Origin of the sequence: Actinoplanes utahensis (assembly GCF_016862455.1) — a bacterium.
Taxonomy (GTDB): Bacteria; Actinomycetota; Actinomycetes; order Mycobacteriales; family Micromonosporaceae; genus Actinoplanes; species Actinoplanes utahensis.
Window position 1 is genome coordinate 35,588 of sequence record NZ_BOMZ01000010.1, and the last position, 23,161, is coordinate 58,748.

Genomic DNA, 23,161 nt, shown 5'->3' on the forward strand with positions numbered 1-23,161 from the left:
TCCCTGTTTTCCGCTATGCCCGGAAGAGATGACGCCGGATCGCCGCGACATTACCGAAGATCCGCACGCCGAGCACGACCACGACGCCGGTGGAGAGCTGACCGCCGACGCCGAGTTGGTCGCCGACGTAGACGATCAGGCCGGAGACCAGCACGTTCGAGATGAAGGACACCACGAACTGCTTGTCGTCGAAGATCCCGTCCAGCTTGGCGCGCACCCCGCCGAACACCGCGTCCAGCGCCGCGACCACCGCGATCGGCAGATAGGGCACGAGTTCCGGCGGCACGGCGGGTTCGAAGACGATGCCCAGCAGGACACCGGCGAGCAGGGCGAGTACGGCGATCATCGGCCGCCTTCCGTCACTTGCGACTCCGGGGTCCGGGCGGGCACGCTGCCGGACACCGAACTGGACACCGAGCCGGACGGCTCGGGCGCGATGCTCGGCTGGGCGGACCGCAGCTTGAGCTCGGTGGCCGCCTCGAGAGTCAGATCGTCGGCGTCGACCGCCTCGAAGGAGATCCCGAACCTGTTCGACAGCAGCGTGAAGAACTCGCCGGCCACTCCCTTGCGGAAGTCCTCGGCCAGCTCCTCCGGGCCGATCGCCACGATCTCGTAGGGCGACGCCACCGGCCGGATGTCGACCAGGATCGCCTCACCGGCCTGCCGGATCCGCGACGTCGCGGTCAGCCGCTGCCCGTTGATCATGATGGCTTCGGCGCCGTGCTGCCACAGCGCGTTCGTCGCCAGCTGCAGATCGATGTCCTTGACCCGGCCGTCGTTGCTGCGCTCGCCGGTCACCGGGTCCACCGGGGCCGGCCCGTCCCCCACCGTGATCCGGGCGCCGGACCCGCGGACCCGGGCCATCCCGGTGACCGCCTCCAGCTCGCGCAGCCGCCGCACCGCCGCGTCCCCGAGCTCGCTGTCGCGCAGCGCCGCCACCTCGTCGGCCAGCTTGTCCGCCTGCCGCTGCAGGCGCTCGGTCTCGGTCCGCCGGTTCTGCACCTGGGCGATCAGCGTGTCCCGGGCCTGGGTACGAGCCGGCTCCGCGGCCACCGTCTGCCGGTACGCCACCACCAGCAGGAACCCGATCAGCGCCAGCGTCAACGCCGCCGACACCCCGGCCGTGCCCCGCCGCACCCCGGTCCGCGGGCCCTCGGCGGCGCGGCGCGCGGCGGCGTCGGCGTACCCGGGATCGAGCGGATCCTGGAACAGCGCCGTCAGGAAGTCCGGCCCGTAGGTGCGCTTGCCCTTGGCCGCGCCGTCCGGATCCGGCGGGCCCACCGGCAGCCCCACGGCGGCCAGGCCGTCCGTGCCCGCCTGCCACGACGGCTGACGGCCGGCGCCGTCCCGGCCGGTCACGACGGCCGCTCGGCACGGTCGGCGCGCAGCACCCGCGCCGCCTGGACGACGTAGAGCAGGCAGGCGCACCAGTACAGCCCGAGCGCCCACCAGGTCAGACCCCAGGCGACCGGCGCCATCCACCACTCGATCGACGGGACCGCCTTGGACAGCAGGATCAGCGGGAACGAGGCGAGCAGCAGGAACGTGCCGGTCTTGCCGACGTAGTGCACCGGCGGCGGACCGTACCCGTGGCGGCGCAGGATCACCAGCACCACGCCGAGCACCGCCTCCCGGGCCACCAGCGCCGCGAGCAGCCACAGCGGGATCACCTCGCGCACGGTGAAGGCGACGAGGATCGCCACGATGTAGAGCCGGTCCGCGAACGGGTCCAGCAGCTCACCGAGGCGGCTCACCGAGTTCATCCGGCGGGCGACGTAGCCGTCCACCCAGTCGGTGGAGCCACCGATCATCAGGACGACCACGGCGGCGATGTCCTTCTCCACGCCGAGGAACAGGTAGAGGAAGAGCGGCACGCCCAGCAGGCGCAGGAAGCTGATCGCGTTGGGCAGGGTCCAGATCCGGTTCGAGGTCTCGATGGACGGCGCAGGGTGCTGCGACATCGCGACTTCCTCTCCCCCTCGGCCGAGGCCCCCGCCCGGCTCGTGCGTGGAACCGGGGTCGGGGACTGGTCGCCGCCCGTATCGCCGGCGGCTGTCCGCGTTCGTCCCGGTCACTCGCCGAGCAACTATAACCAGCCGCATCCTCCCACCTGACGCGCAGTCACATGCGCCACACCCCGGCCGGCTCGCACTGCCGGCCCGAGGCGCTCGGGCCGGCAGTGCGAGCCGGCCGGGTTTAACCGCTTGGCGGGACGGGTGCGGGCCTGGGAGGGTACGCCGATGCATGTCCTGCTGTCCGGCATCGTCGGATCGACCGCGTACGGGCTGGCCGGCCCGGATTCCGACGTCGACCGCCTCGGTGTGTTCGCCGCCCCGACCGTCCGCTTCCACGGCCTCACGTTCCCGTCGGAGTCCGTGGTGTCCACCAAGCCGGACGCGACGTTCCACGAGGCCCGGAAGTACGCGAGTCTCGCGCTGCGCGGCAACCCGACCGTCTCGGAGCTGATGTGGCTGCCCACCGAGTTGTACGAGACCCGGCACCCGCTCGGCGACGCGCTCATCGGCATCCGGACGTCGTTCCTGGCGGCGCGGCCGGTCCGGGACGCCTACCTGGGGTACGCCACCCAGCAGTTCAAGCGCCTGGAGTCCCGCGGCGACGGCTCGTTCTCCGCCGACACCCGCAAGCGGACCTCGAAACACGCCAGGCATCTGCTCCGGCTGTGCGCACAGGGCTTCGAGCTGTACACCACTGCGCACCTGCGGATCCGGCTCGACGATCCGCAGCGGTTCCGAGATTTCGGGGAGCGGGTCGCGGCCGGTGACATCGACCTCGCCCGGCGGATGATGGCCGATTACGAGCACCGTTTCGACACCGCGACGACGGTCCTGCCGGACGAGCCGGACCGGACCGCCGCCGAGGCGTGGCTGCGGTCGGTGCGGGCCGCCTTCTACGACGCCTGACGTCGCGGGCCGGCCGCGCCCGCCGCCGGCCCCACGGCGTCAGCGGCCGCGGCGGGCGCGGACGTAGTCGTCGATCACGTAGCGGCCCAGCTCGGCGGCGTCCGGGCTGAAGACCCGGCCGCCGTTGCGCTTGGCGATCGCGGACACGAACCGCTGCAGACCCGGGTCCTCGCCGAGCATGAACAGGTTCAGCGTGGCGCCGTACCGGGTGAGCAGGTCGACCTCGCGGACGGTGGCCTGGATGGTCTCCGGCAGCGGCGGCCACCAGAAGATCGACTCACCGTCCTCCTCCAGGTGTGAGGTCGGCTCGCCGTCGGTCACCACCAGGACCACCGGCTCGGCGCCGGGATGCCGGCGCAGGTGGCGGGCGGCCAGTTTCAGGGCGTGCTGGAGGTTGGTGCCCTTCTCGGCGGTGGGCTCGACGGCGGTGAGCTCACCCTGGGACAGCGCCTGCGCGTACCGCCCGAAGCCGATGATCTGGAGGGCGTCCTGCGGGTACTTGGTGGCGACCAGATGAGACAGGGCCAGGGCGGTCTGTTTCATCGGGCCCCAGCGGCCGTCCGCGAACATCGAATAGGAGAGGTCGACGCAGAGCGCCACCGCCGCCGACGCCCGGCGCTCGGTCTCGGCGATCTCGAAGTCCTCCGGCGCGAGCCGGACCGGGAGCGGCCCGGCCGGGACCGAGGCGGCCCGGCGGCGGACCGCGTTGCCGATCGTGCGGACCACGTCGAGGGGCTGGTCGTCGCCGAACTCCCAGTGCCGGGACGAGCCGATCAGGTCACCGGCGGCGCCCGCGTCGCGCATGTCGTGCTCGCCGCGTTTCCCGGCGATGTCCTTGAAGATCGCGGAGAGGGCCGACTGGCCGAGCCTGCGCAGCGCCTTGGGCGACAGGGTGAGACCGTCGGCGTCGCGCTGCACCCAGCCCTGGCGGCGCAGCTCGCGTTCCAGCTCGCGCAGCCGGCGCAGGTCGTCGGCGGCACCCCGGCCGAGCTGCCGTTCGACGGCCTCCACGTCGACGTCGTCGAGGGTGGCGCCGGGATGCTCCTGGCCGAGCTGGTCGATCAGCTCGTCGAGATCGGCGATCTCGCCGAGGGCGGACGCGGCGTCGCCGTAACCCAGATCGGCGGGGCCGCGCATCCGCTCGCCCCGGCCCCACTCGAGGTTGGGGCGCAACGCGCGCAGGTTGTCGGTGAGCTCGGCGAACTGACCCTGCAGGGGCCCGAGCGCCTGGGCCATGAGTTGTTGCAGCTCCTCGCGCTGCTGCGGGCTGAGGGACCGCAGCAGCCGCTCGGCGGCCGCGGCCTGGCGGGCCAGGGAGTCGATCAGCTCGTCGACGTCGCGGGGGTTGTCCGGGAAGAACTGCCCATGCCGTTCCATGAACTGCCGGAAGGCGTCGGTGGTGTCCTCGCCCCGTGCGTGCTTGCCCAGCAGGTCGTTCAGCTCACCCAACATTTCGGACATTTCCGCAAAGTCGCCCTGCTGGAGAGCTTGTTTCATGCCCGCGAAGCGTTGCTCGACGACTTCTCGCCGGAGACCGTCGAGAATCTGCTGGTAGATGTCGCGCGCTTCCTGAGATGTCCAATCATATTCGGACAACTCGGAGACGGCCTGGGACACCGACCGCGGCAGGCTGTCCAGCATCGCCTCGTTGAACCGGGCGTCATCGTCGTCGCGCACCGCGAGGGCGTCCCGCTCGGTGGCGAGCGCCTGATCGAGCATCTGCCGGGCCCGGGTGACCGCGCCGTCGAGGTTGCCGCGCCGCATCGCCTCCCGCCGCAGCCGCCGCGCCCGCTCCCGCAGGGAGTCGAGCCCCCGCTCACCGCGGGGCCCCTGCCGGATCAGGTCCCGCAGCGCGTCTCGCAGACTGTCGCCGCCGAGGACCCGTTCCCCCATCTCGTCGACGGCGGCCCGCACGTCATAGGGCGGCGCCAGCGGATCAGGCCCGTCGCGCCACGCCCCGTACCGGAACACGTTGCCCGCCACCGGTCAGCTCCCGTAGACGGTGCGGCCGTCGTCGGTCAGCTCCTTGGCCAGCCGGCGGGTCAGGTGCAACCCCTCCAGGACGAACTCGATGCCGGACGCCGCCTGACCGGGGCTCGGCGCGTCGCCCAGCCCGAGCCGGTCCAGCACCTTCGCCAGGCCGGGGACGGTGCCGATCTGGGCCAGCAGCTCCTCGGCACTGACCAGGTCACCGGTCTCGATCAGGGCGCCCTCGGCGACCAGGTCGGTGAAACCGGACAGGTCGAGCCCGGACAGCCGGGCCCGGAACGTCTCGGCCGTCGCGACCCGCAGCAGGTGCCCGAGGATCTCGGTCTCCCGGCCCTCCTCGCCGCTCTCGAACTCGACCTTGCCCCGCAGCGTCGACGTCACCGAGACGGTGTCGCAGATCCGGGCGACCGGCTCCCGCTCGCCCCGCAGCCCGGCCCGGCGCAGCGCGGACGCCGCCACCGTCTCGGCGGCCGCGATGGCGAACCGCGCCGACACACCGGAGCGCGCGTCCACCGAGGGCGACTCGCGGACGCCGCGGGTGTAGCGGGCCAGCACCTCCACCAGGTGCGCGGGCAGCGCGGCGACCAGGGCCGCCTCCTGCTCGATCAGCGCGGTCTCCAGCTCCAGGTCGGCCGGGTAGTGGGTGCGGATCTCGGCGCCGAACCGGTCCTTGAGCGGGGTGATGATGCGGCCCCGGTTGGTGTAGTCCTCCGGGTTGGCCGACGCGACCAGCAGCAGGTCCAGCGGGAGACGCAGCTGGTAGCCGCGGACCTGGATGTCGCGCTCTTCCAGCACGTTGAGCAGCGACACCTGGATCCGCTCGGCCAGGTCGGGCAGCTCGTTGACGGCGAAGATGCCCCGGTTGGTGCGCGGGACCAGGCCGAAGTGGATGGTCTCCGGGTCGCCCAGGGCCCGGCCCTCGGCCACCTTGATCGGGTCGACGTCGCCGATCAGGTCGCCGACGCTGGTGTCCGGGGTGGCGAGCTTCTCCCCATACCGCTCGGAGCGGTGCAGCCAGGCGATCGGCAGCAGGTCGCCGGCCTCGGCGGCCAGCCGGCGGGACGCGGGGGTGAGCGGATGATAAGGATGCTCGTGCAGCTCGGAGCCCTCGATGAACGGCGTCCACTCGTCGAGCAGGCCGGCCAGCGCCCGGATCAACCGGGTCTTGCCCTGGCCGCGCTCACCGAGCAGCACCATGTCGTGCCCGGCGAGCAGCGCCCGCTCGACCTCGGGCAGCACGGTGTCCTCATAGCCGACGATGCCGGGGAACCGGGGCTCGCCGGAGCGCAGCCGGTGCAGCAGGTTGGCCCGCAGCTCCTCCTTGACCGTGCGGAACTCGTGCCCGGAGGCTCGCAGCTCTCCCACGGTGCGCGGCAGGCCGGTGGGCGGGATTGGTGTGATCGCGATCGGCGCCTCTGTCACCGCACGAACGCTACTCCGGGGATCTGACATTCATCGAGTGTGTGGGAGCGGACACATCCAGGGCCGCGGGATTGGCTCTGGCCGCCGCGGGTGCCGCGGCGCGAGGCTCGCCGTCATGACGGAGATTCAGCGGTACGCGGCCTTCACGCTCGACCCGGCCGGCGGCAACCCCGCCGGCGTGGTCCTGGACGCGGGCGCTCTCGACGACGCCGCGATGCAGGCGATCGCCGCCGAGGTGGGGTACTCGGAGACGGCATTCGTGACGGCCCGTGACGGGAATCGTCTCCGGGTGCGCTATTTCAGCCCGCTCGCCGAGATCCCGTTCTGCGGGCACGCCACGGTGGCGACGGCGGTGGCGCTGGGGCCCGGCGAGCACCTGTTCCAGACCAACGCCGGTGACGTTCCGGTGCTCGTGGACGAGGCCGGGACGGCGACGCTGACCAGTGTGGAGCCGCAGGTGAAGGACCTCGCGGAGGCGGATCTGGCGGCGCTGCTGGACGCGCTGCGCTGGGACGCCGGCGACCTGGACCCGCTTCTCGCGCCGAAGGTGGCATACGCCGGGGCGTACCACCCGATCATCGCCGTGACCAGCCGCGAGCGCCTCGCGGACCTGGACTACGACGTGCCGGCACTGAAGGCGCTGATGACCGAGCGTGGGTGGACCACCATCCAGCTGGTGTTCCGGGAGGGCCCGGAGTCGTTCGACGTCCGGAACCCGTTCCCGATCGGTGGTGTCTACGAGGACCCGGCGACCGGGGCGGCGGCCGCGGCGTTCGGCGGTTACCTGCGTGCGCTGGGGCTGGCCGGCGCGGACGCGACGATCGCGCTGCGCCAGGGCGACGACATGGGCCGGCCGAGCCGCATCACCGTCCGCCTCGACCCCGCGGTCGCGGGCGTGCGGGTGAGCGGCCCGGCCGTCCCGATCAGCTGAGGCGCAGCTGCAGGGACGAGGCGCCCGGCTGGACACCGACGACGGTGCCGGCCGGGTACCGCAGCGTGTGATCACGGTCGGTCGAGATCAGCACCACGCCGATCCGGTGGCCGGCCTTGAACACGTGGTCGGTGCTCTGCAGTTCCCAGCGGAACGTGTACGGCTTCCCGGCCCTGATCGGGGTGGTCACCGCCGGCGAGAACCGGTTGCGCACGTCGATCCAGCCGCGGGTGACGATCTCCTGGTCGGTGGTCGCCGTCACGTACTCCCGTTTGAAGAAGCAGCCGGGGTCGCCCTCGATGCCCGGCGCGATGCAGTCCTGCTCGGGCAGCGTCCGCACCCCGGCGTACCGTTCCGCGGCGCCGTAGTCGACGAGCAGCGCCGTCAGGTACGGCGAGTCACCGGCCAGGTCCGCCCGGACCGTGATCTCGGGCGTCCCGGAGAGCCGGGTGTCCTTGGTCAGCGGCGCGGTGAGGTGGATGAACCGGTTCGCGTCGGCGGTGTCCGGCGCGGCGGCCAGGCTCTCCGCGGTCCGTGACGTGTCGTCGGTGAACGTCTGCCGCGGCCCGGCGCCCAGCCGCAGCGTCGTGTCACGTCCCTTGAGCGGCCAGGTCTTCGAGGTCACCCACTGGTTCGGGGCCACCTCGACGTCGGCGGCCGGCTCCCGCTCGATCCCGTTGTCGATCTGGTGGAGGTAGTGGTCGAACCAGCGGTGCAGGGTGTCCAGCCACTCGGCCCGGCGGATGTTGAACGGGTCGGTGTGCCCGGCCTGGTGCAGCCAGATCTTGCGCTCGACGCCGTTGCGGCCCAGCGCTTCCCACCACTGCCCGGCGTGCAGGGTGCGGACGTTGAAGTCGTGCAGCCCGTGCACCAGCAGCACACTAGCCCGGACCTTGTGGGCGTCGCGCAGGTAGTCACGCTCCGCCCAGTACGCGCTGTAGTCGCCGGTCTCCCGGTCCTGCGCCTGTTCCAGGTGCGCCATGACATCCGCGCACACCTCCGGGTTCGCCCTGGTCAGGACGGCCTTGGCGAGGATGTCGGTGTCCTCGCCCTGGAAGCCCCCGGGCGCGACGACACCGCCGTTGGCGCGGTAGTAGTCGTACCAGCTGCTGATCGCGGCGATCGGCACGATCGTCTCCAGGCCGCGCACGCCGGTGCTGGCGACCGCGTTCGGCAGGGTGCCGTTGTACGAGACACCGATCATGCCGGTCTTCCCGGTCGACCACCCGGCCCGCACCGCCGCGCCGCTCGCGTCGAAGCCCGGCGCCCGGCCGTTCAGCCAGTCGACCACGGCCTTCATGCCGAGCGTCTCGTTGCGCCCACCCGAGGTCGGGCAGCCGGTCGAACCGCCGCTGCCGAGGCTGTCGGCGAAGATCACGGCGTACCCGCGCGGCACGAAGTAGTTGTCCAGATATCCGGGGAAGACGATGTTGTCGGCCCGGTTCACCGGCGCGGCCTTCTGCGCCGAGACGCTGCCGTCCCGGTCGATGTCGTCGTGGTTCGGGATGTCGTTGAGGCCGGCGTAGTACGGACTCGGCTGGAAGATCACCGGCACCTTCGACGTGGTGTCCGGCCGGATGATCCGGACCGCGACCCGGTCCGGCTGCCCGTCCGAGTCACTGTCGACGGGAGTCTGCACCCAGACCTGCTCCCGGATCGCTGAGGCGTAGTCGTGGACCGGTTGGGTCCCGGTCGCGGCGTGAGCCGGAGTCGCGGCGATGGCCGACGATCCGGCGAGAACCATGAGGATGGAGAGGCCCCTGGCCAGCAGTCGCATCGGCACACCGTATCGCCAAACCTCGATGCGATGGGCCCCGGTGTGGCACCGCCTAGAATGAGGCCTGATGAGCGCCACACTGATCGCCCGGGAACTCGCCGCGGGACACGGGGACCGCACCCTCTTCAGCGGACTGGACCTGGTCGTCGCGCCGGGTGACGTGATCGGCCTGGTCGGGGCGAACGGGGCGGGCAAGACGACACTCCTGCGCACCCTCGCGGGACTGATCCCCACCGAGAACGGAAACGTCTCGCTGAGCCCGCCCACCGCCAACGTCGGCTATCTGCCGCAGGAGCGGGAGCGGCGCACGGACGAGACCGTGCGGGACTTCCTGGGCCGGCGCACCGGCGTCACCGCGGCCCAGACCGCGATGGAGTCGGCGGCCCAGAACCTCGCCGACTCGGAGGAGGACCTCTACTCCCCGGCGCTGGAACGCTGGCTCGACCTCGGCGGCGCCGACCTCGACGAACGCATCGCCGAAGCCGATCTCGGGTTCGACCTCGACCTGCCGATGACCGCCCTCTCCGGCGGCCAGGCGGCCCGCGCCGGCATGGCGTCGCTGCTGCTCAGCCGCTACGACATCTACCTGCTCGACGAGCCCACCAACGACCTCGACCTGGACGGGCTGGCCCGCCTGGAGGCGTTCGTGGCCGGGCTGCGGGCCGGGACCGTGCTGGTCAGCCACGATCGGGAGTTCCTCACCCGTACCGTCACCAAAGTCCTTGAACTCGATCTCGCCCAACAGCAGATCAACCTGTACGGCGGTGGCTACGGCGCCTACCTCGACGAGCGCGAGCGGGCCCGGCGGCACGCCCGGGAACAGTTCGAGGAGTACGCCGACAAGAAGGACGACCTGCTCGAACGCGCCCGCATGCAGCGCGCCTGGATGGACAAGGGCGTCCGCAACGCCCGCCGCAAAGCCCCCGACAACGACAAGATCGCCAAGTCGATGCGGGGCGAGTCGAGCGAGAAACAGGCCGCGAAGGCCCGGCAGACCGAGCGCATGATCGAACGCCTGGACGTGGTCGAGGAACCCCGCAAGGAGTGGGACCTGCGGATGGAGATCGCCGCCGCCCCACGGTCCGGCGCCGTCGTCGCCACCCTGCGCGACGCCCTGGTCCGGCGCGGCGACTTCACCCTCGGCCCGGTCACCTGCCAGATCGACTGGGCCGACCGGGTCGCCATCACCGGCGCCAACGGCTCCGGCAAGTCCACCCTGCTCGCCGCCCTCCTCGGCCGCCTGCCGCTCGACGCGGGCGCCCAGCACCTGGGCCCCGGCGTGGTGGTCGGCGAGGTCGACCAGGCCCGCGGCCTGTTCCTCGGCGACGAGCCGCTGGTCCGCGCCTTCGGCACCGCCGTCCCCGACTGGCCCGACGCCGACGTGCGCACGCTGCTCGCCAAGTTCGGCCTGCGATCCGGTCACGTGCTGCGCCCGGCCGCCACCCTCTCCCCCGGCGAACGCACCCGCGCCGCCCTCGCCCTGCTCCAGGCCCGCGGCGTCAACCTGCTGGTCCTCGACGAGCCCACCAACCACCTGGACCTGCCGGCGATCGAGCAGCTGGAATCCGCCCTGACCGGTTACACCGGCACCCTGCTGCTGGTCACCCACGACCGCCGGATGCTGGAGGCCGTCGCCACCAACCGCCACATCGAAGTCACCGGCGGCAAGGTCACGAGCTGACCCTTCCCTCGCACGCTCGTCAGCGCCGCCCCAGGAGCCCCATCCCGTCGCACGCCTAGAAGTCACCCTACCACCTGACGCTTGACTACTGGCTCCGTGTCGGGGCAGACTGCTTCCGCGCCCATCGCCGGGCGCGGAAGGAGGAACCGTGACCGACGGCGTTTCCACCCGGGCCCGCGACTTCGACGGCCTCTACAAGACACTTCTCGAAGCACACCCCCAGGACGCGTTACAACTGCTCTGCGGTGCGCGCTTACGTGGCGGTGAGGTGATCCTCGACGGGCCCACCGAGCAGCCACGCCAGCGCAGCCGCCAGCGCGACAAGGTGTTCCTGGTCCGGCACGACGACGGGATCCCGGCCGACATCTATCACGTCGAGGTCCAGGTCAAACGGACCGAGGACTTCCAGGAGCGGATGGTGGCCTACTGGGCGTCCCTGGCCCTCAAGTACACCCCCACCGGTCACCGGATCCATCAGGTCGTCATCTGGCCGCTGGGCGGCGGATATCCCGGGCGGTTCCACCGGGATCAGGCCCGGCTCGACTACCGGGCGGTCAATGTTCCCGACGACCTCGACCCCGACGCGCTCCTGGCCGGCCCGCTGGCGCCCCTCGCCCTCTGGTCCCGCAAACCGCCACCCGACATCGTCGAACGAGTCGTCGACCAGATCGCCGCAACCGACCACATCGAGGAGAAGATCACCCAGGCCGAGCTCAGTATGCTCGTGGGAGGCACGCTGGCGACTCAGGTCCTCGACGCACTACGGAGGAGAGACATGAGCAACATCCTCGAGCAGAGCGAGTTGGGCCGCGAGATCGCCCAGCGCAGCCGCGAGCAGGCCAATATCGAGTGGATGCGAGCGTTGCTGCTGGCCAGGTTCGGCGAGATCGACGACTTGGATGACCTTGCCCTGCACCTGACAGCTGACCAGGACCGAGACCGCAACATCGCCCGCATCGTCGCCGGCGCCACGCTCGAAGAGCTGCGCTCCTGACCGAAGCGTCCAACTTACGTCCGTTTCGAGTTCCGCTGTGGTGACGGCGTGCAAGGCGGCTTTGGGCCGGGCGTCTTCGGCACGGACCCGTCAGCAGGACGGTGAAGTAGCCACCAGCGAGTCACGGCCAGGCCGGGTGCTCCGGCCCGAAACGCGGCCGCATCGATGCCTGATCCACCGATCGTTCACCTGCGGGCGCAGCAAGGTCACGGCAGCGCCGCAGGCGATCGACAAGGCCAATCAGCCTGAGCTCGGTGCCTCGTGGAGGCACGCCGGTGTCTCAGGTCCTCGACGCATTACGGAGGGAGAGATATGAGCAACATCCCCGAACAGAGCGAACTGGGCCGCGAATTCGCCCAGCGCAGCCGCGAGCAGGGCATTACCGAAGGCTGGCAGCAGGGCATCACCGAAGGCCGCGTCGACTTGATGCGGGCGCTGCTACGGGCGAAGTTCGGCGAGATCGACGACCTGGACGACCTCGCCCGGCACCTCGCCGGCCATGACCGGGACGGCAACATCGCCCGCATCGTCGCCGGCGCCACGCCGGCGGAGCTGCGTTCCTGATCAGCGCGTCGCGGCCACGCGGTCGCCGGTCGGCACGGACTGTTTCAGAGCTGCCAGTTTGCCCACGGCAGTGCGGGCGGCGGCTTCCAGGTCGGCTGTCTTCGGGGAGGATTCGGTCATCAGGAGGACGGTGGTGTGGGCGGCGCCCGCGGCGACGGCCAGGAGGCGGCCGTTGACGGCCAGATTCAGGGTGGGGACGGTCATCACGAAGGCGATTCCGGCCGTGGCATCCCCGATCTTCGGGGCTCGGGGGTACGAACTGAGCGCGAACCGCATCTCCATCGGCAACTCCCCCGCCGCCCGGGTGAACGCGGTGCAGCCGGGCAGCACCCCGCCGAGGGCGGCGACCGCTGCCCGCGCCTCCTTCATCCCGGGCGCGGACACGGTCTGGACCAGCAGTTCCTCGTCGCCGGCGCCGCGGACGAACTCGCGGTAGACGGTCGTCTCCGGCAGCCCACCGGCTTTACCGCACGCCGTGATCTCCCCGGCGATCCGGGCGAAGAGGTCGTCGATGGCGTCCGGTTGCGGGGTGAACCCGGCCGGCAGTTCCCGGCCGCCGAGCAGTGCGTCGGAGAGCCGGTCCCGGTCCGGGGTCTCCCCTCGCACCGCGACGGCCTCGGGCGGTGGCGCGGCCACCGCCGGGGCCGGGATCCCGAGAATGGTGGTGAGAGACAGGGCGGCCGTGAGCGGCAGGCATCGGAGCACGAGTCAAGCTTTCCGCACAACGATCATTACCGGGACGAAACGGTGAACTTGCGGCGGTAGTCGCTGGTCGGCCAGGCCGCCGACCGGCGATGACAACGAATGCGACCGGCCGACCGGTGGCGACAACGAGCACGACGAACCGGCCGGGTGGCGACAACGAGCGCGACCGGCCGACCGGCGGTGACAACGAGCGCACACCGACCGGCCGGCAGTGACAACGAGCGCGACCGGCCGGCGGTGAGAACGAGTGCGACCGGCCGGCCGGTGGTGCGGGAGCGGTCAGCCGGCGGTGGTGAACGGGCTGCTCAGGGGCCCCTCGTTGGCGGACCGGTCCAGGCCGCTCAGGCAGTACGTGGCGGTTCCGGCCGGGGGTTTCGGGTCGACCACGGGTGTGCCGGCCCGTCCGGTGGCGATCAGGGCGGCGCCTTCGTCGTCCGTACGATAAAGGGCCCAGCTCGCACCCGCGGCGTCCGCGACCGTCAGGGTGACCGCGCCGGAAGCGGACCTGGTCGCCGCCGTGAGGCGTGGCGCCGCCGGAGGTGAGGCCGGGAGCCGGGCCATCCGCGGCAGCAGGGCCGGGGAGGCGTAATGCTTCCCGCGGTACCGGGTGACCGAGCCGAGCTTGTCGTCGCGCACCATCTTGGCGCTGTAGTGGACCTGGCCTTGGACGCCGAGCTGGTCGTTCAGGGCCATCTGCCGGTCGAGTTGGCCGGGGTCGCTCCAGTCGCCCTTCTCGCCGACGCGGTAGTCGGCCATCCCGATGTAGAGCTGCACCCCGGTGCCCTTGACCGTCTTCGTCCACCAGGGCAGCACCTTGGCGTAGTCGGCCTTGCCGAACCCGATGGTCCAGTAGAGCTGCGGGACGATGTAGTCGAGCCAGCCCTCGCGTACCCAGGTGCGGGTGTCGGCGTAGATGGCGCTGTAGCTCTCCAGGCCCTTGGTGTCGGAGCCCTCGCCGCCGTTGCGCCAGATCCCGAACGGGCTGATCCCGAACTTGACCCACGGTTTGAGCGCGGTGATCCGCTCCTTCATCTCGCGGACCAGGGTGTTGACGTTGTCCCGGCGCCAGTCGGCGCGGCTCTTCCCGGCGCCGTGCCGGGCGTAGGAGGCGTCGTCCGGGAAGTCCTCGCCCTCTTCCGGGTACGGGTAGAAGAAGTCGTCGAAGTGGACGCCGTCGATGTCGTACTTCTGGACGGCCTCCAGCATCGCGTCCTCGACGAACGTGCGGGCGGCCGGGTTGCCTGGGTCGAAGTAGAACCGGCCCTTGGAGCCGCTCGGGTAGGCGATCCGCCAGTCCGGGTGGGCCCGCAGCGGGTGGTTCGGGGCGAGCTTGGTGAGGTCGGTGCCGGCGCCCGACGGGGCCGGCTGGGTGCCCCGGTACGGGTTGAACCAGGCGTGGAACTCCAGGTTCCGCGCGTGCGCCTCGTCGATCATGAACTGCATCGGGTCCCAGCCCGGGTCGGCCCCGTCCAGCCGCCCGGTCAGCCAGTTCGACCACGGCGCGTACGCGGACTTCCAGAACGCGTCGCCACTGGGCCGCACGTGCACGAAGATCGCGTTGTGGTTCTGCTGGACGGCGAGGTCCAGCCATTTCAGGTATTCGGCCTTGACCGTCGCCTGCGGCAGTCCCGGCCGGCTCGGCCAGTCGATGTTGTAGACCGTGGTCAGCCACATGCCGCGCAGCTCACGTGCCGCGCGCACCTTCTGTGTGCCGCACGAGCCGGCCTCGCTGAACGCCGGCCCCTCGGCCACTTCCAGGGGCTGCCCGGCGGCGGTCACGTCCGGCGGCTGGTGGAACGCCGCGCGGACCAGGCCGAGACCGAGCACACCCACCGCGAACAGCGCGGCCGACAGCAGCAGAGCCACCCACAGCGGTGGCCGGCGTAACAGGCTCACCGCACCGACCGGTAGATCTCGAGGGTGTCCTCGGCGATGCGGGACCAGCTGAACCTCTCCACGGCGCGGCGGCGGCCGGCCTTGCCCATCCGTTCGGCCAGCTGCGGGTCGTCGAGCAGCCGGGCGAGGGTGGCGGTCAGGTCCGCGACGAACCGGTCGGGGTCGACGGGGGTGCCGGTACCGTCCTCGACCTGCTGGATCGGGACCAGCAGGCCGGTCTCGCCGTCGGCGACCACCTCGGGGATGCCGCCGGTCGCGGTGGCGACCACCGCGGTCTCGCAGGCCATCGCCTCCAGGTTGACGATGCCCATCGGCTCGTAGATCGACGGGCAGACGAACACGGTGGCGTGCGTGAGCACCTGGACCACGTCCTGTTTGGGCAGCATCTCCTGCACCCAGATCACGCCCTGCGGGTCGCGGGCCTCCCGCAGCTCCCGGGCCAGGAGCTCGACCTCGGCCGCGATCTCCGGGGTGTCCGGGGCGCCGGCGAGCAGGATGATCTGCGCCTCGGCGGGCAGGTCACGGCAGGCCCGCATCAGGTACGGCAGGCCCTTCTGCCGGGTGATCCGGCCGACGAAGACGACGCTGGGCCGGTTGCGGTCGATACCGAGGCGGTCGACCACGTCGGTCTCGAAGGAAGGCTGATAGAGCGACGTGTCGATGCCGTTGTAGACGACGTGGATCTTGTCGGGATCCACCGAGGGGTACGCCTTGAGCACGTCCCGCCGCATCCCGCCGGACACCGCGATGATCGCGTCCGCGCTCTCGATCGCGGTCCGCTCGCAGAACGAGGAGAGCGCGTAACCGCCGCCGAGCTGCTCGGCCTTCCACGGCCGCAGCGGCTCCAGGCTGTGCGTGGTTAGCACGTGCGGGACGCCGTGCAGCAGTTTCGCGGTGTGGCCGGCGAAGTTCGCGTACCAGGTGTGGCTGTGCACGACGTCGGCCCCGGCGCAGCCCTCGGCGATCGCCAGGTTCACCCCCATGGTGCGCAGCGCGGCGTTGGCACCGGCCAGCTCGGCGGGCTCGGGGTACGCCGTGACACCGGCCTCGTCGCGCGGGGCGCCGAAGCAGTGCACCCGCACGTCGGCGAGTCGGCGCAGGTCACGCGACAGGTATTCGAGGTGGACGCCGGCGCCGCCGTAGACCTCGGGCGGGTATTCACGGGTGATCAGATCGGCACGCAGCACGCACGCAGCTTAGCCGGGAACCACTCATGCCGGCCCGTCCCGGTGTCGATGAGGGCGGGTGTGAAACGGCTCGACTGCTGGCTGTGGCCCGGCTTCCTGCTCGGCGGTGTGGCGGTGGTCACCGCCGCGCTGACCCTGCCCGTGCCCTGGGACGAGGCGCTGCTGGCGGCGACCGAGGCGGGCGCCGGTGCGGCGGTGCTGGCCGGGATCCGTCGGTACCGCCCGGACCGCCCGCTCTTCTGGCGGCTGACCGCGCTCGGCCTGTTCGCGTTCGCCGGCACCCACCTGGACGGAACGCGCGGCCCCGGCCCGGTGCTCGACCAGGTGCTGCTCGGCCTCGCCTTCCTGCTGTTCACGGTGGCCCTGCTGATCCGGGCACGGGCCTGCTCCCAGCCGGGTCAGCACCGGGCCAACCTGGTCGACGGCGCGATGGTGATGATCGGGGTGATGGCCGGCGGCTGGTCCCTGGTGATCGGCCCGGTCCTCGCCGAACGCTGGCACAGCCCGACCCCGGCCGCGGTCTTCGCCGTCTACACCCTGCTCGCGCTGGTACGGGCCGCGGCGGCCGCCGTGGTGCTGCTGGCCGGCGATCCGCGCAACCGCGCGCACCAGCTGGTCGTGGCGGGGACCCTGCTCGGGTTCGCCACGGACATCGCGTTCGCCTCGGCCATGGCCTGGGACCGGCCGCCGGCCACCTGGAACTTCGTCGCCTGGATCGTGGGGCACCTGATCGTCGCGGCGGCGGCCCTGCACCCGTCGATGGCGGTGGTGGAGCACAGCGGCGAGCCGCAGCGGCTGACCCGGGTCCGGCTCGGGTTGTTCGCCGCGCTGACCGCCCTGTACCCGCTGCTCACCGGCCTCGCCACGCTGAACCGGCTGGCCGGCTCACCGCCGGCCGGCCCACCGCCGGGCGCCCCGCCGGTGCCGGGCGACCTCAGCCTGTTCCTGCTGCCGATGCTGCTGGGCATCGGGGTGAGTGTGCTGCTGGTGCTGCGGATGGGCATGATCGGCAACCTGGCGCAGCGGCGTGCCCACCAGCTCGACGTGGCGTTGCGCGAACAGCAGGCGCTGCGCGCGGAACTGGAGCATCGGGCCACCCACGACCCGCTGACCGGGCTCGGCAACCGGGCCGCGCTGACCGAGGCCCTCGCCGTCGCGGTGGACCGGCCGGCCGGTGGGCGGGGCTGGCTGCTGCTGCTGGACCTGGACGGATTCAAGGAGGTCAACGACACGCTCGGGCACCCGGTCGGGGACGAGCTGCTGGTGGCGCTGGGGGCGGAGTTCCGGCGTACGGCCCCGGACGCGCTGGTCGCCCGGCTCGGCGGCGACGAGTTCGCGGTGATCGTGCCGGACCACGGCAGCGGGCACGCCCTCGGCACCGCGGACGCGCTGCTGGCCGCGGCCGCGCGCGAGCATGTGGTCGGCGGCGCCCCGGTCCGGGTGTCGGCCAGCATCGGCGTGCTGCACCTGGACGACGCGGGCACCTCCGCGGACGCGCTGCGGGACGCCGACGTGGCCCTCTACGCGGCGAAGGCGGCGGGGCGGGCGCGTTACCGGGTGCACACTCCCGAAGGCGACCGCCTCCACAACCACACTCCCGAAGGCGACCGCGACCACAACCACACTCCCGAAGGCGACCGCGACCGCAACCGGGCCGCAACCGGGGCGGGGTGACCATGGCCCACGTGCACATCCACCGGCTCCCGGCCTGGCAGTACGCCCTCGCGGGCGGCACCACGGCGGTGCTCGGCGCGTACGCGCTGAACAGCATCGTCCTCTGGCTGCTGCTGCAGGCCGCCGTCGTCGTGGTCCTCTACCGGGCCGCGTGCCGGCACCGCTGCGGCTGGTGGCTGCTGTTCGCCGCCGCCCTCGCCGGGCTGATCGCCGCCGCCGGCTGGAGCATCCGCTCCGGCGTGCCGGCGAACACGCCGATGGGCCTGTCGATGGCGCTGCCGTACGCCCTCTACGCCGCCGGCGCCTTCCAGTTCGGCAGGCGCAAGCAGCCGGGCTCGGCCGCCGAGGCGGGCGCCGTGGTGCTCGGCCTGGCGATGGTGGCCTGGTCCTTCGTCGTGCTGCCGTACCTGGGCGAACCCGGTTACCAGCAGGTCGGCAACGCGCTGGCGATGCTCTACGCGGTGATCGACATCGCGATCCTGGCGACCGTGCTGCGCAACCTGGCCGACGCCCGGCGCGGCCCGGCCCGGCTGCTCGCGGCGGGCGGCCTGCTGCTGCTCACCCCCCATCTGGTGTACGCCGCGACCGGTTCCGCCGGGACCGTGCCGTTCCTGCCCGGCGGCCCCGCCCACCTGATGATCCAGTTCTGCTGGGTGCTGGTCGCGGCCGCCGCGCTGCACCCCGGCGCGGGCGTCTACCTGCCGGGCGCGGAGGGGGTCGGGCGGCGGCCGCTGATCGCGATGTGCACCGCCGCGGTGGCCAGCCCGCTGATCCCGGCGATCGCCGACCGGCGGGCCGTCGTGGTCGTCCCGGCGCTGCTCACCGCGGGTGTCTGCGGGCTGTTGCTGCTGCGGATCGTGCTGCTCGCCCGGCTCGCCGAGCGGCGGGCCGGGCAGGCCCGGGCGGCGTTGCAGGAGCAGCAGGTGCTCCAGCGGCGGCTGGCGTACCGGGCCGGGCACGACGCGCTGACCGGGCTCGCCAACCGGGACCTGTTGCTGGACCACCTGGGCCGGGCCGTGGCCGGGGACCGTCCGTACGCGCTGATCCTGTGCGCGCTGGACGGGTTCAAGGAGGTCAACGACACCTACGGGCATCACGTCGGTGACACCGTGCTGCGGCAGGTGGCGGGACGGCTGCTGCTGTTCGCGCCGGAGGTCGAGCTGGTCGCCCGGCTGGGCGGCGACGAGTTCGGTTTCCTGGTCACGTCCGGGGCGGACGCCGGCGAGCTGGCCGGGCGGGTCGTCGGCGCGGTGGCGGCGGCGCCGTTCGTGGTGGACGAGCGGCGGATCCCGCTGACCGCGCGGGCCGGGCTCGCCGACGGCGTGCCGGGCAACGACACCGTCCTCGGCGACGCCGATCTGGCCCTGCGCGCCGCGAAGCAGGCCGGCGGCGCCCGCCCGGCCCGGTTCGACGAGTCGCTGCGCGCCGAGCAGACCGAACGCGCCCGGATCGCCGCCGGGCTGCGCCAGGCGCTCGCCGACGGCAGTCTGTTCATGCACTACCAGCCGGTGGTGGACGCCGGGACCGGCCGGATGACCGGGGTGGAGGCGCTGATGCGCTGGCGCCGCGACGGCGAGCTCGTGCCGCCGGGCGTGTTCATCCCGGTGGCCGAGCAGACCGGCCTGATCGGCGCGGTCGGCACGCGGGCGCTGTGGCTGGCGTGTGCGCAGGCCGCCGTCTGGCACCGCGAGCACGGCCTCTACCTGACCGTGAACGTCTCCACCCACCAGCTGCGCGACCCCGGCTTCGCCGACGGCGTCCTGGCGGTTCTGGCCGGCACCGGGCTGCCCGCGGCGGCGCTGGTGCTGGAGATCACCGAATCGGTTCTCATCGACGCCGCTGATACTCCGGTGCTCGGCACGCTGCGCGCGCACGGCGTCCGGATCGCCATCGACGACTTCGGCACCGGCTACTCCTCGCTGGCCTATCTGCACACGCTGCCGGTCGACATTCTCAAGATCGATCAGTCCTTCATCCGCCGGTTGCAGGATCCGCCGAAGCCCACCGACGTGAGCCTGACCAGGGCGATCCTGGAACTGGCGCGCAGTCAGGGGCTGCTCGCCGTGGCCGAGGGGGTGGAGACCGGAGCGCAGGCGGACCTGCTGCGGGAGCTGTCCTGCCCGCTCGCGCAGGGCTACCATTTCGGCCGTCCGGCCGACGCCCGGTCGATCGATTCGCTGTTGCGGGACACCGTTCGGGAGCCCGCCGCCTGACCGGTAAGCGCCTTGCAGCCGCAGCAAGATATTTCTAACCGCCCTTTCGGGTGGCGCGTGGGCGGCCGGAATATTAGCGTCCTCCCCATGGCTGTCAAGGTGCTTGCGATCGTTCTGGCTGGTGGCGAAGGCAAGCGCCTGATGCCGTTGACGGCTGACCGGGCGAAACCCGGTGTGCCGTTCGGCGGCATCTACCGCATGATCGATTTCGTGCTGTCCAACCTCGCCAACGCGGGGTACCTGAAGATCGTCGTGCTGACCCAGTACAAGTCGCACTCCCTGGACCGGCACATCTCCAAGACGTGGCGGATGTCGACGCTGCTGGGCAACTACGTCACCCCGGTCCCCGCGCAGCAGCGGCTCGGCCCGCGCTGGTTCGCCGGCTCCGCCGACGCGATCTACCAGAGCCTCAACCTGATCAACGACGAGTCGCCGGACTACGTGATCGTGTTCGGCGCCGACCACATCTACCGCATGGACCCGAAGCAGATGGTCAACGACCACATCGCCTCGGGCGCCGCGGTCACCGTCGCCGGGATCCGCCAGCCGCTGTCGCTCGCCGACCAGTTCGGCGTCATCGACGTCGGCCCGGACGGCAAGAAGATCAAGGCGTTCCGGGAGAAGCCGAAGGACGCGACCGGCCTGCCCGACTCCCCCGACGAGGTGTACGCGTCGATGGGCAACTACGTCTTCACCACCCGGGCGCTCTGCGAGGCCGTCACCCTCGACGCGCAGAACCCGGACAGCAAGCACGACATGGGCGGCAACATCATCCCGATGCTGGTGGAGCGCGGCGAGGCGAACGTCTACGACTTCCGCGACAACGACGTGCCCGGCGCCACCGACCGGGACCGTGGTTACTGGCGCGACGTGGGCACGCTCGACTCGTTCTACGAGGCGCACATGGACCTGATCGCCACCCTGCCGATCTTCAACCTGTACAACCACGACTGGCCGATCTTCACCAACTACGGCTCCTGGCCGCCGGCCAAGTTCGTGCACGGCTACGACGACCGCCAGGGCCGCGCCATCGACTCGATGATCTCCCCCGGCGTGGTGGTCTCCGGCGCCCTGGTGGAACGCTCGGTGATCTCCCCCAACGTCCGGGTCAACTCGTGGGCCCACGTCGACGGCGCGGTGATCATGGAGGGCGTCTCGGTCGGCCGCCGCGCGGTCATCCGCAACGCCATCATCGACAAGAACGTGGTGATCCCCGAGGGCGCCCAGATCGGCGTCGACCTGGACCGCGACCGCAAGCTCTACACGGTCAGCGACAACGGCGTCGTCGTCATCGGCAAGGGCCAGCGCGTCGAGCTCTGACGCGCTATCGCCGGATCCAACCCTTGCGGTGGTACGGCGCAAGCGCTCCCGTCGATCGGCCGGGCGGTGTCGGGGCCGCCCGGCATCACGTCGGTTCGCCGCCCGCCGGGTGGGGGCGGCGGGCGGGTCAGGCCGGGGGCAGGAGGGTCGCCGCGCGGACCTCGGCCGGTTCGGAGCGGTGGTCGACGACCCGGTTGCCCGCATCGAGCAGGTAGAGGTCGCAGCCCGCGTCGCTGACCATCTGGACCAGCAGATGGTCCCGGTTCGCCGGCTGGATCGCCGCCACCTCCGCGCCCGCCGGGAAACCGAGCGCCGCCGGCAGGTCCACCTCCTGCCCGGTGGCCGTGTCGATCAGCCGGGTGCCGGTGCGCACCGGTTCGGCGGCGGTGCCGGCCGGCCCGATCACCACCCGCCGGCCGTCATCGGTGACGGCCTGCACACTGAATCCACCGTTCCCGTCCACGCCCGCGGGCGTCACCCGGTGCACGACCTCCGGGCCCTCGGACCGGAGCACCACGATCTCGTTCCCTGACCGGTATGCGGTGTGGAGACCGCGCGGGGACCGGGCCAGGTATCCGGTCACGTCCTTCAGCGGGGTCTCGCCGATCTGCCCGGACACCGGGTCGACGGCCATCCGCGGCCCGCCGGCGAGCTGCCGGACGAGGATCCGCTGCGGCGCCGTGAGCCAGACCGGGCCGTCCCCTCCGGCACAGGACACTCCGGTATGCAGCACCCGGGGGTGGGACCCGTCGAGGTCGGCCACGATCAGGTCCCCGTTCCCGGGCGTGACGTAGGAGATCCGTGCCCGATCCGGGGAGACGGCCACGCCGCACACCGCACCCGGCGGCGTGAATTCGGTCTTGACCGCCTCGAAGGCCCCGCCCATCGCCAGCTTCACCCGGCCGTCGTAGGACAGGTAGCGGGTGCCGCCCGGCACGTACGGCCCGTCGTCGAAGGCGGCGCCGCTGCCGGGGACCGGAACCGTGGCCGCGGGCGGGACCTGCTCCCGGTGTGCCGCGGGCACCCCGGCCCAGGCAACGCCGGCCACGACGGCCGCCACCGCGACGGCCGCGGAGGTGGCGAGCAGGCTACGGCGGCGCACGGTCGCCCGGCGCGACGACGCGAGGACCCGGTCCCGCAGATCCGCGGGTGCGACCTCGTCGGCGAGAACGGTCAGTTGCTCATGCAGGGCGCCGCGATCCGGGGAACCGAAGGGATCGATGGGAGTGTTCACGACAGGGCTCCGTTCCGGCTGTCGAAGTCGGCGAGTCCGGGTGCTACGGCCCGCATCCGGGCCAGGGCTTTGGCGGTCTGGCTCTTGATCGTGCCGACGCTGACCCCGAGCAGGTCAGCGGCCTCCCGTTCGGTGCGGTCCTCGTAGAAGCGCAGCACCAGCACGGCCCGCTGCCGGGTGGTCAGCCGGGACAGGGCGTCCCGGAGGGTGAGGCGCAGGCTCACTGCCGCGGCATGGTCGTCCGGGCCCGGCCGGTCCGGTAGTCGTTCCGGGATCACCTCCGCCACCCGGCGCCGGCGCCACCAGGAGACCTGGAGGTGGTACATGGTGCGGCGGGCGTACGACTCGGCGTTGGCGGGGTCGGCCAGCCGTTTCCAGGCCTGGTGGGTGCGGCTGAGCGCCGACTGCACGAGGTCCTCGGCGAGCTGCTGGTCACCGGTGAGCAGGTAGGCCGAACGCAGCAGGGCGTGCGTCCGGGCGCGGACGAAGGAGTCGAAATCGTCCTCAGTGGTCTCCACCCGAGGATTCCCCGATCGCTGGATGTGGATGACGGCATGTCGCCCACCAAGACGCCTGCCGGCACCCGAAAGGTTGCCGGGTCACCTGATCGACCATCGGCGCGGACCGGCCACCGTCCGGCATCCGCCGTTGCG

At 71.9% G+C, this 23,161-nt stretch carries 19 protein-coding genes; 8 read left to right on the top strand and 11 right to left on the bottom strand.

The features are described 5' to 3' along the window. Positions 1-13: 13 nt before the first annotated feature. From Aut01nite_RS02370 to clsA, 3 genes are all read right to left on the bottom strand, one after another. Complete coding sequence (locus tag Aut01nite_RS02370) at positions 14-346, bottom strand: small basic family protein (protein ID WP_043532243.1); 333 nt, start codon at positions 344-346, stop codon at positions 14-16. After that, on the bottom strand, positions 343-1,281 hold the full coding sequence (locus tag Aut01nite_RS02375) for a DUF881 domain-containing protein (RefSeq protein ID WP_204037420.1): 939 nt from the start codon (positions 1,279-1,281) through the stop codon (positions 343-345). Before Aut01nite_RS02375 ends, Aut01nite_RS02370 begins: the two co-directional genes overlap by 4 nt. A gap of 74 nt (positions 1,282-1,355) precedes the next feature. Beyond that, complete coding sequence (gene clsA / locus Aut01nite_RS02380) at positions 1,356-1,961, bottom strand: cardiolipin synthase ClsA (protein ID WP_043533796.1); 606 nt, start codon at positions 1,959-1,961, stop codon at positions 1,356-1,358. Positions 1,962-2,240: 279 nt separating this feature from the next. Between clsA and Aut01nite_RS02385 the strand changes: the two genes are divergently transcribed. Beyond that, positions 2,241-2,921 carry a nucleotidyltransferase domain-containing protein gene (locus Aut01nite_RS02385; protein ID WP_043533795.1) on the top strand — a complete coding sequence of 227 codons (681 nt, stop codon included), beginning with the start codon at positions 2,241-2,243 and terminating at the stop codon, positions 2,919-2,921. 39 nt (positions 2,922-2,960) lie between these two features. On the opposite strand, the gene Aut01nite_RS02390 is transcribed toward Aut01nite_RS02385, so the two are convergent. Both Aut01nite_RS02390 and Aut01nite_RS02395 read right to left on the bottom strand, forming a co-directional pair. Further along, complete coding sequence (locus Aut01nite_RS02390; protein ID WP_043533794.1) at positions 2,961-4,904, bottom strand: vWA domain-containing protein; 1,944 nt, start codon at positions 4,902-4,904, stop codon at positions 2,961-2,963. A 3-nt stretch (positions 4,905-4,907) separates the two neighbouring features. Next, positions 4,908-6,332 (bottom strand): sigma 54-interacting transcriptional regulator, encoded by a 1,425-nt coding sequence (locus Aut01nite_RS02395; RefSeq protein ID WP_043533793.1) that lies wholly within the window; start codon positions 6,330-6,332, stop codon positions 4,908-4,910. Between the two features lie 115 nt (positions 6,333-6,447). Here Aut01nite_RS02395 and Aut01nite_RS02400 point away from each other — a divergent pair, with 115 nt between their 5' ends. Continuing rightward, entirely contained in the window at positions 6,448-7,263 is an 816-nt protein-coding gene (locus Aut01nite_RS02400) for a PhzF family phenazine biosynthesis protein (protein WP_043533792.1), read from the top strand. Here Aut01nite_RS02400 and Aut01nite_RS02405 read toward each other — a convergent pair. Continuing rightward, positions 7,256-9,040: a Xaa-Pro dipeptidyl-peptidase gene (locus Aut01nite_RS02405; RefSeq protein WP_043533791.1), complete on the bottom strand. Its 1,785-nt coding sequence runs from the start codon at positions 9,038-9,040 to the stop codon at positions 7,256-7,258. The two genes, Aut01nite_RS02400 and Aut01nite_RS02405, sit on opposite strands and share 8 nt — an antisense overlap. A 67-nt stretch (positions 9,041-9,107) precedes the next feature. Between Aut01nite_RS02405 and Aut01nite_RS02410 the strand changes: the two genes are divergently transcribed. From Aut01nite_RS02410 to Aut01nite_RS02420, 3 genes are all read left to right on the top strand, one after another. Beyond that, entirely contained in the window at positions 9,108-10,721 is a 1,614-nt protein-coding gene (locus Aut01nite_RS02410) for an ABC-F family ATP-binding cassette domain-containing protein (protein ID WP_043533790.1), read from the top strand. Between the two features lie 148 nt (positions 10,722-10,869). Beyond that, positions 10,870-11,715, top strand: a complete 846-nt coding sequence (locus Aut01nite_RS02415; RefSeq protein WP_043533789.1) for an RpnC/YadD family protein — start codon at positions 10,870-10,872, stop codon at positions 11,713-11,715. 312 nt (positions 11,716-12,027) lie between these two features. Next, positions 12,028-12,279: a hypothetical protein gene (locus Aut01nite_RS02420; RefSeq protein WP_043533788.1), complete on the top strand. Its 252-nt coding sequence runs from the start codon at positions 12,028-12,030 to the stop codon at positions 12,277-12,279. On the opposite strand, the gene Aut01nite_RS02425 is transcribed toward Aut01nite_RS02420, so the two are convergent. The 3 genes from Aut01nite_RS02425 to glgA form a co-directional block, all read right to left on the bottom strand. After that, a complete protein-coding gene (locus tag Aut01nite_RS02425; protein WP_043533787.1) occupies positions 12,280-12,984 on the bottom strand; it encodes a hypothetical protein in 705 nt (234 codons plus the stop codon). 279 nt (positions 12,985-13,263) lie between these two features. Continuing rightward, positions 13,264-14,880 carry a glycoside hydrolase family 10-like protein gene (locus Aut01nite_RS02430; protein ID WP_043533786.1) on the bottom strand — a complete coding sequence of 539 codons (1,617 nt, stop codon included), beginning with the start codon at positions 14,878-14,880 and terminating at the stop codon, positions 13,264-13,266. After that, positions 14,877-16,067: a glycogen synthase gene (gene glgA / locus Aut01nite_RS02435; protein ID WP_236643229.1), complete on the bottom strand. Its 1,191-nt coding sequence runs from the start codon at positions 16,065-16,067 to the stop codon at positions 14,877-14,879. The genes Aut01nite_RS02430 and glgA overlap by 4 nt, the downstream gene beginning before the upstream one ends. Positions 16,068-16,127: 60 nt before the next feature. Between glgA and Aut01nite_RS02440 the strand changes: the two genes are divergently transcribed. The 3 genes from Aut01nite_RS02440 (at position 16,128) to glgC (ending at position 21,274) form a co-directional block, all read left to right on the top strand. After that, the gene (locus Aut01nite_RS02440) at positions 16,128-17,741 is read left to right on the top strand and encodes a GGDEF domain-containing protein (protein WP_043533785.1); all 1,614 of its coding nucleotides are present in this window, start codon (positions 16,128-16,130) and stop codon (positions 17,739-17,741) included. 11 nt (positions 17,742-17,752) lie between these two features. After that, on the top strand, positions 17,753-19,954 hold the full coding sequence (locus Aut01nite_RS02445) for a putative bifunctional diguanylate cyclase/phosphodiesterase (RefSeq protein WP_161790765.1): 2,202 nt from the start codon (positions 17,753-17,755) through the stop codon (positions 19,952-19,954). An 87-nt stretch (positions 19,955-20,041) separates the two neighbouring features. Next, on the top strand, positions 20,042-21,274 hold the full coding sequence (gene glgC / locus Aut01nite_RS02450; RefSeq protein ID WP_043533784.1) for a glucose-1-phosphate adenylyltransferase: 1,233 nt from the start codon (positions 20,042-20,044) through the stop codon (positions 21,272-21,274). Between the two features lie 127 nt (positions 21,275-21,401). On the opposite strand, the gene Aut01nite_RS02455 is transcribed toward glgC, so the two are convergent. Together Aut01nite_RS02455 and Aut01nite_RS02460 are read right to left on the bottom strand one after the other, a co-directional pair. Further along, the gene (locus tag Aut01nite_RS02455) at positions 21,402-22,508 is read right to left on the bottom strand and encodes a hypothetical protein (protein ID WP_043533783.1); all 1,107 of its coding nucleotides are present in this window, start codon (positions 22,506-22,508) and stop codon (positions 21,402-21,404) included. After that, positions 22,505-23,026 carry a SigE family RNA polymerase sigma factor gene (locus tag Aut01nite_RS02460; RefSeq protein ID WP_043533782.1) on the bottom strand — a complete coding sequence of 174 codons (522 nt, stop codon included), beginning with the start codon at positions 23,024-23,026 and terminating at the stop codon, positions 22,505-22,507. The genes Aut01nite_RS02455 and Aut01nite_RS02460 overlap by 4 nt, the downstream gene beginning before the upstream one ends. Between the last annotated feature and the right edge of the window lie 135 nt (positions 23,027-23,161).

What these genes read in the sequence shown, in the direction of transcription:
- Aut01nite_RS02370 (WP_043532243.1), bottom strand. Translation starts at nt 346, where the DNA reads ATGATCGCCGTACTCGCCCTGCTCGCCGGTGTCCTGCTGGGCATCGTC.
- clsA (WP_043533796.1), bottom strand. Translation starts at nt 1,961, where the DNA reads ATGTCGCAGCACCCTGCGCCGTCCATCGAGACCTCGAACCGGATCTGG.
- Aut01nite_RS02385 (WP_043533795.1), top strand. Translation starts at nt 2,241, where the DNA reads ATGCATGTCCTGCTGTCCGGCATCGTCGGATCGACCGCGTACGGGCTG.
- Aut01nite_RS02400 (WP_043533792.1), top strand. Translation starts at nt 6,448, where the DNA reads ATGACGGAGATTCAGCGGTACGCGGCCTTCACGCTCGACCCGGCCGGC.
- Aut01nite_RS02405 (WP_043533791.1), bottom strand. Translation starts at nt 9,040, where the DNA reads ATGCGACTGCTGGCCAGGGGCCTCTCCATCCTCATGGTTCTCGCCGGA.
- Aut01nite_RS02410 (WP_043533790.1), top strand. Translation starts at nt 9,108, where the DNA reads ATGAGCGCCACACTGATCGCCCGGGAACTCGCCGCGGGACACGGGGAC.
- Aut01nite_RS02420 (WP_043533788.1), top strand. Translation starts at nt 12,028, where the DNA reads ATGAGCAACATCCCCGAACAGAGCGAACTGGGCCGCGAATTCGCCCAG.
- glgC (WP_043533784.1), top strand. Translation starts at nt 20,042, where the DNA reads ATGGCTGTCAAGGTGCTTGCGATCGTTCTGGCTGGTGGCGAAGGCAAG.